At 72.8% G+C, this 9404-nt stretch carries 8 protein-coding genes; all 8 read right to left on the bottom strand.

From position 1 onward, the window contains the following. Window positions 1–59: 59 nt before the first annotated feature. Window positions 60–1064: a sugar phosphate isomerase/epimerase family protein gene (locus tag IE124_RS05995; protein ID WP_189505511.1), complete on the bottom strand. Its 1005-nt coding sequence runs from the start codon at window positions 1062–1064 to the stop codon at window positions 60–62. A 13-nt stretch (window positions 1065–1077) separates the two neighbouring features. Beyond that, a complete protein-coding gene (locus IE124_RS05990; RefSeq protein ID WP_189505510.1) occupies window positions 1078–2304 on the bottom strand; it encodes a Gfo/Idh/MocA family protein in 1227 nt (408 codons plus the stop codon). Window positions 2305–2378: 74 nt separating this feature from the next. Then, on the bottom strand, window positions 2379–3422 hold the full coding sequence (locus IE124_RS05985; protein WP_189505509.1) for a substrate-binding domain-containing protein: 1044 nt from the start codon (window positions 3420–3422) through the stop codon (window positions 2379–2381). Between the two features lie 156 nt (window positions 3423–3578). Further along, on the bottom strand, window positions 3579–4580 hold the full coding sequence (locus IE124_RS05980) for an ABC transporter permease (RefSeq protein ID WP_189505508.1): 1002 nt from the start codon (window positions 4578–4580) through the stop codon (window positions 3579–3581). Continuing rightward, complete coding sequence (locus IE124_RS05975) at window positions 4577–6097, bottom strand: sugar ABC transporter ATP-binding protein (protein WP_189505581.1); 1521 nt, start codon at window positions 6095–6097, stop codon at window positions 4577–4579. Before IE124_RS05975 ends, IE124_RS05980 begins: the two co-directional genes overlap by 4 nt. A 421-nt stretch (window positions 6098–6518) precedes the next feature. Beyond that, complete coding sequence (locus IE124_RS05970; RefSeq protein WP_189505580.1) at window positions 6519–7700, bottom strand: ROK family transcriptional regulator; 1182 nt, start codon at window positions 7698–7700, stop codon at window positions 6519–6521. Window positions 7701–7924: 224 nt separating this feature from the next. Then, window positions 7925–8617, bottom strand: coding sequence for a class F sortase (locus IE124_RS05965; RefSeq protein WP_189505507.1), 693 nt, complete (start codon window positions 8615–8617; stop codon window positions 7925–7927). A gap of 126 nt (window positions 8618–8743) precedes the next feature. Then, entirely contained in the window at window positions 8744–9304 is a 561-nt protein-coding gene (locus IE124_RS05960) for a hypothetical protein (RefSeq protein WP_189505505.1), read from the bottom strand. Window positions 9305–9404: the final 100 nt, after the last annotated feature.

Raw genomic sequence — 9404 nt, 5'->3', positions numbered from 1 at the left:
GGGGCAGGTCGGATGAGTGGGGTGGTTGAGGTGGGTGAGCTGGGTGTTGTTCGGTTCGGTCAGTCGCCGCTGCCGAAGGCCGCGTCGAAGGAGGCGGCCGGCGGGTCGAAGTCGTACCGCTTGAGGTGGGTGAGTGCCTCGGGGGCGCCGGTGAGGCGGTCCATGCCGGCGTCCTCCCATTCGACCGAGACGGGTCCGGCGTAGCCGATCGACCGGAGCATGCGGAAGACGTCCTCCCAGGGCACGTCGCCGTGTCCCGCGGAGACGAAGTCCCAGCCGCGGCGGGGGTCGCCCCAGGGGAGGTGGGAGCCGAGGCGGCCGTTGCGGCCGTCGAGTCGTTTGCGGGCTTCCTTGCAGTCGACGTGGTAGATCCGGTCGCGGAAGTCCCAGAGGAAACCGACGGGGTCGAGGTCCTGCCATACGAAGTGGCTGGGGTCGAAGTTGAGGCCGAAGGCGGGGCGCCGGTCGACGGCTTCGAGGGCTCGTTGGGTGGTCCAGTAGTCGTAGGCGATCTCGCTGGGGTGGACTTCGTGGGCGAAGCGGACGCCTTCGGCGTCGAAGACGTCGAGGATGGGGTTCCAGCGGTCCGCGAAGTCCTCGTAGCCGCGGTCGATCATGCGTGGGGGCACGGGTGGGAACATCGCCACGAGGTGCCAGATGGAGGAGCCGGTGAAGCCGATGACGGTGTCGACGCCGAGGGCGGCGGCGGCTCGTGCGGTGTCGGCGAGTTCGCGTGCCGCGCGCTGTCGGACGCCTTCGGCTTCGCCGTCGCCCCAGATGCGGGCGGGGACGATGGCCTGGTGGCGTTCGTCGATCGGGTGGTCGCAGACGGCTTGTCCGACCAGGTGGTTGGAGATGGCCCAGCACTTCAGTCCGTACGCGTCGAGCAGTTCGCGTCTGCCTTTGACGTAGGCGGGGTCGGCGAGGGCTTTGTCGACTTCGAAGTGGTCGCCCCAGCAGGCCAGTTCGAGTCCGTCGTAGCCGAAGTCGCGGGCGAGTCGGCAGACCTCCTCCAGGGGCAGGTCGGCCCATTGGCCGGTGAAGAGGGTGAAGGGTCGCGGCACGGTCGGGTACCTCCTAGCGCGGTGCGGGCGTGGGCGGGGGTGGGGTTACGGGGGTGTAGACGGCGTTGTTCCGTGCGCTGTCCTCCACGGCGGCCAGGACGCGTTGGACCTGGAGGCCGTCGGCGAAGGAGGGTGCGGGGGCGGTGCCGCTCGCGATGGCAAGGACCAGGTCGCGGGCCTGGTGGGCGAAGGTGTGCTCGTAGCCGAGTCCGTGTCCGGGTGGCCACCAGCCCTCCAGGTACGGGTGGTCGGCTTCGGTCACGAGGATGCGGCGGAAGCCGGCGGTGGTGGCGGGTTCGGTGTGGTCGTGGAAGGAGAGTTCGTTGAGCCGTTCGAGGTCGAAGGCGAGGGAGCCGTTCTCGCCGTTGAGTTCGAGGCGGAGTGCGTTCTTGCGGCCGGCGGCCATGCGGGTGGCCTCGAAGGAGGCGAGTGCGCCGGAGGCGAGGCGGCCGGTGAAGAGGGCGGCGTCGTCGACCGTGACCTGTCCGTACGTCTCCGAGCCCGCTGCCCCGGTGAGGCCGCCGGCTGCGGCGCCTGCGAGGAGGGGCCTCTTGCGGACGAAGGTCTCGGTGAGCGCCGAGACTCCGACGAGTGGTTCTCCCGCCAGGTACTGGGCGAGGTCGACGGCGTGCGCGCCGAGGTCTCCGAGGGCGCCGGAGCCGGCGTGTTCGCGTTCCAGGCGCCAGGACAGGGGGAAGGCGCGGTCGACGAGCCAGTCCTGGAGGTAGGTGACGCGGATGTGCCGGAGTTCGCCGAGGCGGCCGTCGGCGATGAGGGTGCGGGCGTACGAGAGGGCGGGGACGCGGCGGTAGTTGAAGCCGACCATGGCGATCTGGCCGTGGTTGGCGGCGGTTTCGGCGGCGGCAGTCATCGCTTCGGCCTCGGCGACGGAGTTGGCGAGGGGCTTCTCGCAGAGGACGTGTTTGCCGGCTTCCAGAGCGGCGACGGCGATTTCCGCATGGCTGTCGCCCGGGGTGCAGACGTCGACGAGCTGGACGTCGTCGCGGGCGATCAGGGCGCGCCAGTCGGTTTCGGCGGCGGCCCAGCCGTGGCGGCGGGCGGCGGCCCTGACGGCGTCGGGGTCGCGTCCGGCGACGGCGGCGAGGACGGGGCGCAGCGGCAGGTCGAAGACGTGTCCGGCGGTGCGCCAGCCCTGTGAGTGGGCGGCGCCCATGAAGGCGTATCCGACCATGCCGATGCCGAGGGCCGGTGGTGCGGTCCCGCTCTCCGTCGTGTCCATGCGGTTCCTCCGTTTCGTGGTGCGGCGGGGTGCTGCTGCCCCGGGGTGGGCTGGTGTCCGGCGGGTCGGGCCGGTCAGCTGAAGCCGGTGGGGAGGTATTCGTCGACGTTGTCCTTGGTGACGACGGCCGAGTAGAGGGTGATGGAGGCGGGGATCTCCAGTTCGGCCATGCCGCTGATGCCCTTCTGCTGGGCGAGGGCGCGGGCGAGGTCGATGGCGGAGGCGGCCATGGTGGGCGGGTAGAGGACGGTGGCCTTGAGGACGCCGTCGTCGGCCTTGATGGCGTCCATGGCTGACTTGGCTCCGGCGCCGCCGACCATGAGGAAGTCCTTGCGGCCGGCCTGGGCGATGGCGCGGAGCGCGCCGACGCCCTGGTCGTCGTCGTGGTTCCAGAGGGCGTCGAACTTGGGTTGTGCCTGGAGGAGTTGGGCCATCTTGGCTTGGCCGGACTCGACGGTGAAGTCGGCGGCCTGGCGGGCGACCTTGCGGATGTTGGGGTAGTTCTTGAGGGCGTCGTCGAAGCCTTGGGTGCGCTGTCTGGTGAGTTCCAGGCTGTCCATGCCGGCGAGTTCGATGACGGTGGCGTTGGGCTTGTCCTTGAGTTGTTCGCCGATGAACCGGCCGGCGTTGAGGCCCATGCCGTAGTTGTCGCCGCCGATCCAGCAGCGGTAGGCCTGCGGGGAGGCGAAGACGCGGTCGAGGTTGACGACGGGGATGCCGGCGTTCATGGCCTGGAGGCCGACCTGGGTGAGGGCCTTGCCGTCGGCGGGGAGGATGACGAGGACGTCGACCTTCTTGTTGATGAGGGTCTGGACCTGGCCGATCTGGGCGGCGGTCTCGTTGGAGCCTTCGGTGATCTCCAGGGTGACGTCGGCGTACTTCTTGGCGCGCTGCTGGGCGTTGTCGTTGATGGCGTTGAGCCAGCCGTGGTCGGCCTGGGGGCCGGCGAAGCCGATGGTGACGGGGGTGCCCGGCTTGTCGTCGGTGCCGGGGGCGGGGGCGGGGCCGGCGGTGGGGGTCTGGTTCTTGGGTTCGTTGCTCGTGCAGGCGGTGAGGAGGGCGCCGGCGGAGACGGCCGCGCCGCCGAGGAGGAGGTGTCTGCGGCTGGTTTCGGGCATGGCGGTGGATCCCTTCTGGAGGGCGGGGTGCGCGAGGGGGGTGGTGTGCGGGTGGCGGGTGCGGGTGGCGGGTGGTGGGTGGTGGGGGGCAGGTGAGGTACGGGGGGGCAGGTGGAGTGCGAGGGGGGCCGGGTGGGTGCGGGGGCCGGGTGGGTGTCAGGTGTCGCTGTCGCGGGCCGAGCGGCGTTGGACGAGGACGGCGGCGACGATGATGGCGCCCTTGGCGATCTGCTGGACGTCGCTCTGCAGGTTGTTCAGGGCGAAGATGTTGGTGATGGTCGTGAAGACGAGGACGCCGAGGACGGAGCCGACGATGGTGCCGCGGCCGCCGCTGAGGAGGGTGCCGCCGATGATGGCGGCGGCGATGGCGTCGAGCTCGTACAGGTTGCCGTTGGTGTTCTGGCCGGAGCCGGCGAGGACGATCAGCAGGAACGCTGCGATGCCGCAGCACAGTCCGGAGAGCACGTAGAGGAGGAGGCGCTGGCGGCGGACGTCGATGCCGGCGAGGCGGGCTGCCTCGGGGTTGCCGCCGACGGCGACGGTGCGGCGGCCGAAGGTGGTGCGGTTGAGGAGCAGCCAGCCGGCGGCGGTGACGGCGGCGAAGACGAGGACGAGCGGCGGGATGCCGAGGACGTAGGCGTCGGGGACGCCGAGGTCGAGGACGGCGTCGACGGTGACGATCTGGGTGCGGCCGTCGGTGATCTGGAGGGCGAGGCCGCGGGCCGAGGCGAGCATGGCCAGGGTGGCGATGAAGGGGACCATCCCGCCGTACGCGATGAGGACGCCGTTCACGAGTCCGCAGCCGACTCCGACGACGACGGCCGTGAAGAGGATGCCGGCGAAGCCGAACTCCTGGGTGGCGAGGGTGGTGGCCCAGACGGAGGCGAGGGCGACGATGGCGCCGACGGACAGGTCGATGCCGCCGCTCGTGATGACGAAGGTCATGCCGACGGTGACGACGCCGATGACGGAGGCCTGGGTGAGGACGAGCTGGAGGTTGGAGGTGGCGAGGAACTCGGCGGGCCGGGTGAGGCCGCCGACGGTCACCAGGGCGGCGAGGACGCCGAGGAGGGACAGGTTGCGGACGTCGGCCCGGATGCCGAGTGCCCGCCAACGGCTGTCATCGGCCGGGGCCTTGGCCGGGGTGGTGAGGGTCATGCGGTCGGGCTCCCTTCCATCACGAGGTCGAGTACGCGGTGTTCGTCGAGGTCGCGGGCGGGTGCCGTGTGGACGACGCGGCCTTCGCGGAGGACCAGGACGCGGTCGGCGAGGCCGAGGACCTCGGGGACCTCGCTGGAGACGAGGAGGACGGCGAGGCCTTCGTCGGCGAGGCGGCGGATGACGGCGTAGAGCTCGGCGCGGGCGCCGACGTCGACGCCGCGGGTGGGTTCGTCGAGGAGGAGGACGCGGCAGCCTCGGAGCAGCCAGCGGGCGAGGACGGCTTTCTGCTGGTTGCCGCCGGAGAGGGTGCGGACGGGGGCCTCGGGCCGGTCGGGGCGCAGCGAGAGGGTGCGGGTGGCGGCGCGGGCCGCCTGGCGTTCCGCGGTGCGGTCGAGCCAGCCTCCGCGGGAGAAGCGGGCGAGGGTGGAGACGGAGACGTTGCTGGTGACGGATTCGAGGAGCAGGAGCCCTTGGGCCTTGCGTTCCTCGGGAGCGAGGCCGAGTCCGGCGCGGACGGCGGCGGGGACGCTGCCGGGGCGCAGGGGCCGGCCGTCGACGAGGACGTGTCCGGCGGTGGGTCGCCGTGCTCCGTAGACGGTCTCCAGGATCTCGGAGCGGCCGGAGCCGACGAGTCCGGCGAGGCCGACGATCTCGCCGGGGCGGATCTCCAGGTCGATGTCCTCGAACTCGCCGTGTCTGGCGAGGCCTTGGACCTGGAGGACGGGCGGGGTGGTGGGCGGGTGCGCGGGTCGGTCGGGGAAGACGTACGGGAGGTCCCGGCCGGTCATGAGGGCGACGACGTCGCGGGTGGGGGTGGTGGCGGGCAGTCCGCGGGCGACGGCCCGGCCGTCCTTGAGGACGGTGACGCGGTCGCCGATGCGGCGGATCTCCTCCAGGCGGTGGGAGATGTAGACGACGGCGACGCCGGCGGCGGTGAGGTCGGCGACGATGCGGAAGAGGTTGGCGACCTCGTCGGGGTCGAGGGCGGCGGAGGGTTCGTCCATGACGATGAGGCGGACGTCGTGGGAGAGGGCGCGGGCCATCGAGACGATCTGCCGCCCTGCGGCGGAGAGTTCGCGGACGTGGCGGTCCGGGTCGATCTCGGGGTGGCCGAGGCGGGCGAGGAGGGCGGTGGTGGCGGTGCGGGCGGCGCGGCCCTTGACGAAGCCGGCGGTGGCTGGTTCGTGGCCGAGGTGGATGTTCTCGGCGACGGTGAGGCCTTCGACGAGGTCGAGTTCCTGGTAGATGGTGGCGATGCCGAGGCGGACGGCGGCGCTGGGGGTGCGGAGCCGGACGGGTTCGCCGTTCCAGGTGATGCGGCCGGCGTCGGGCTGGTGGGCGCCGGCGAGGACCTTGATGAGGGTGGATTTGCCGGCGCCGTTCTGGCCGAGGAGGCAGTGGACCTCGCCGGGGGCGACTTCCAGGTCGACGCCGTCGAGGGCGCGGACGCCGGGGAAGGACTTGGTGATGCCCTCCATGGTGAGCAGGGGCGGGGGTTGGTGTTCTGGGGCCATGGCGAAGTTCCCCTCGGCGGGTGCTGGTGGCGCCGGAGCGGGCGGACGGGGCGGACCGGGCGGACCGGTGGTGCGGGCGGGGTGGTACTGCCCGGTGGGCGGGGTGCGGGCCGGTGGGCGGGGTGCGGGCGGGTGGTGCTGCACGGCGGTGCGGGCCGGTGGGCGGGGTGCGGGCGGGTGGTGCTGCACGGCGGTGCGGGCCGGTGGGCGGGGTGCGGGCGGGTGGTGCTGCACGGCGGTGCGGGCCGGTGGGCGGGGTGCGGGCGGGTGGTGCTGCACGGCGGTGCGGGCCGGTGGGCGGGGTGCGGGCGGGTGGTGCTGCACGGCGGTGCGGGCCGGTGGGCGGGGTGGGGGCGTCCGTTCCGTCCTGGGGGACGGGTGGGCGCCCGCCGTCGTGGAGCCGGCGGGCCGCGCGGGCGGGCTACGCCGGGGAGAAGAGGTGGTCGCTGATGAGGCGGGCCGCGCCGGTCACTCCGGCGGTCTGGCCGAGCTCTCCGAGGACGATGGGGAGGTTGTTGGTGGCCAGGGGCAGGGACTGCCGGTAGACCTGGGTGCGGACACTGGCGAGGAGGTTGTGACCGAGGCCGGTGACGCCGCCGCCGATCACCACCAGACCGGGGTTGAAGAAGCTGACGAGTCCGGCGATGACCTGCCCGACCCGGTTGCCGCCCTCGCGGATGAGGGCGAGTGAGGTGGGGTCGCCCGCGGCGGCGGCCGCGGCGACGTCGACAGCGGTGAGCCGGCCGGCCGCCGCAAGGCGTGCCGCGAGCTCCTCCGACCTGCCGCCGCGCGCCGCGTCCTCGGCGTCGCGGGCCAGGGCGGCGCCGCTGAAGTGGGCTTCCAGGCAGCCCGTGTTGCCGCAGGCGCAGGCGCGGCCGTCGGGGTCGACCTGGATGTGGCCGATGTCGCCGGCGCTGCCCGTCGTACCGCGGTAGACCTCGCCGCCGACGACGATGCCGCAGCCGATCCCGGTGCCGATCTTTACGCAGAGGAAGTCGCCGACGGAGCGGGCGACGCCCGCGTGCTGCTCCCCCATGGCCATGAGGTTCACGTCGTTGTCGACCATGACGGGGCAGCCGAGTTCCTGGCTGAGGGCCTCCCTGACGGGGAAGCCGTCCCAGCCGGGCATGATCGGCGGGGCGACCGGGACGCCCTCGGGGAAGCGGACGGGTCCGGGGACGCCGATCCCGGCGCCGTCGAAGCCCTCGGCGATGCCCGTGTCGCGGAGCTTCGCCGCCATCGACAGGGCCTGTTCGAAGACGGCGACGGGTCCTTCGCGGACGTCCATCGGGTGGTTGAGGTGCCCGAGCACCTCCAACTCGGCGTTGGTGACGGCGACATCGATGGAAGTCGCGCCGATGTCGATGCCGAGGAAGCGGAGTTCGGGTGCGAGCCGGATGTTGTGGGAGCGGCGACCGCCTCGGGAGGCGGCGAGGCCGTCGGCGACGACGAGGCCGGTCTCCAGGAGGCGGTCGACCTCGACGGCGAGCTTGGACCGGGAGAGGTCGATCTGATCGCCCAGCTGGGCGCGGGAGTTGGGGCCTCCGTCGCGCAGCAGGCGGAGGAGCCGCGCCTGGTGCTTGTTGGCGGGTCGTGCCGTCATGCGTCTCACGCGCCCCTCCCTCTCGTCGCACGCTCTCCTTCGGGCTTTCGGCAGGAACGTAGCAGTGGGGTTCCGGGGTGGGAAGAAGTCGCGCAGGATTCCGGGCAGACTTTTTCCCGGATGGGGACAAAGGAGGGGCCTTGCAGGAAGAAGGGGTGGGCCGGGAAGAAGGGGTGGGCCGGGAAGAAGGGGTGGGGCGGGAAGAAGGAGTGGGGCTTCGGTCGTCAGCGGACCTCGACGAGGCGGGCCGAGACCACCACGTTGCCCTTGTAGCCGGTCTCCCGGGTGAAGGTGCCGCCGCAGGTGATGAGCCGCAGCTCGGGGAGGCCGACGTCGCCGTAGACCCGTTCGGCGGGGAAGCCTTCCTTGGGGACGACCTCGACCCCGTACACGGCGAAGACCGCGGTCCGTCCGTCGCGGCGGACGATCTCCACGCGGTGGCCCTTGCCGAGGGCACCGAGGTCGTAGAAGACGGCTCGGCCGCTCGGGGTGTCGACATGGCCGACGACGACGGCGGTGCCGCGTTCGCCGGGGGTGACCGCGCCGGTGAACCAGCCGGTGAGGTGGTCGTCCTCGGGCGGCGGTGCCTCGATCCAGCCGTCCGCGTCGAGGCCGACCTCCGTGACGGGCGCGTCGATCCGGACCGCCGGGACGCGGACCCGGACGGGCGGGGAGGCCGGCAGCGGATCGAGTACGGAGCCGGGGGCGGGTCTCGTGCCGGCGGCCCGGGTGCCGTCGGGGGCGGGTCTCGTGCCGGCGGCCCGGGTGCCGTCGGGGGCGGCGGCCGCGAGGGGTTGCGGGGGGCCTTCGGCGCGGAGCTCCTCCACGCCGCCGCGCACGAGGTGCACGCCGATCAGGAGGACGACGGCGATGACGCCCCAGGCGCCACGCGTCCCCGTTCGGTTCGTCCCCTGCACTACCGTGCCCCTCCGTTCCGGCCGTCCTGGCGATGCGGCCCTCGTGGGTGTGTGGCGCCCCTCCGCCCCGGTCCTCGTCACACCGGGGTGGAGGGGCAGTCTTGGGGCCCCTGGTGCCTGCCTCCGTCAGAGGCTGCCGCCGGCGCCGCGGCGGCGGGTCACGACGACGGCGGCGCCGAGCGCTCCGACGATCAGCACGACACCCGTGACGAGCTCGGTGGCGCCGAGTCCTTCGTCGGCGGCGCCGGCCTCGGAGCCGAAGCCGGCCTTCACGCCCTTGTGGACGCCCGGGGACGTGTCGGGTCCCTCGACGTTCCAGGTGTCGTGGCCCGGACCGCCGGACGCGGCGATGGTGAGGCTCGCCGTGCCGCGTTCGCCCTTGCAGTCGAAGGTGATGTCGTAGCGGGCGCCGGCCTTGGCGTCGAAGTCGATCGTGGCGGTGCCCGATCGGCCCTCGCTCAGGGTCACCGTGTCGAAGACGCCGGAGGTGACGGTCACCGACGGCACTTCGCAGCCGTCGGTGGTGAGGGTGACGGTGCCGCCGGGGGCGACCGTCGCGGGCGTCACGGAGAACCCGAACGACGTGATGTTCGGTTCGTTCTCCTCCGCCAGGGCCGTCGGCGCGGCCGCGAGCCCCAGGGCCGCGGCGGCGAGCAGGGCGGCGGACGCGGTACGTATCGCGCGCATGACGGTCCTCCCGGTCACGCGAGGGTGCGGGAGGCGGAGCGATTCCGCGCCCGGGTACCGCACGACCCTCGTCGCGATCGAAGCTAGGTGCGCCCCCGGC

Source organism: Streptomyces narbonensis (assembly GCF_014649015.1).
GTDB classification, from domain to species: Bacteria; Actinomycetota; Actinomycetes; order Streptomycetales; family Streptomycetaceae; genus Streptomyces; species Streptomyces narbonensis.
This window is presented reverse-complemented; position numbering and strand designations above follow the sequence as displayed.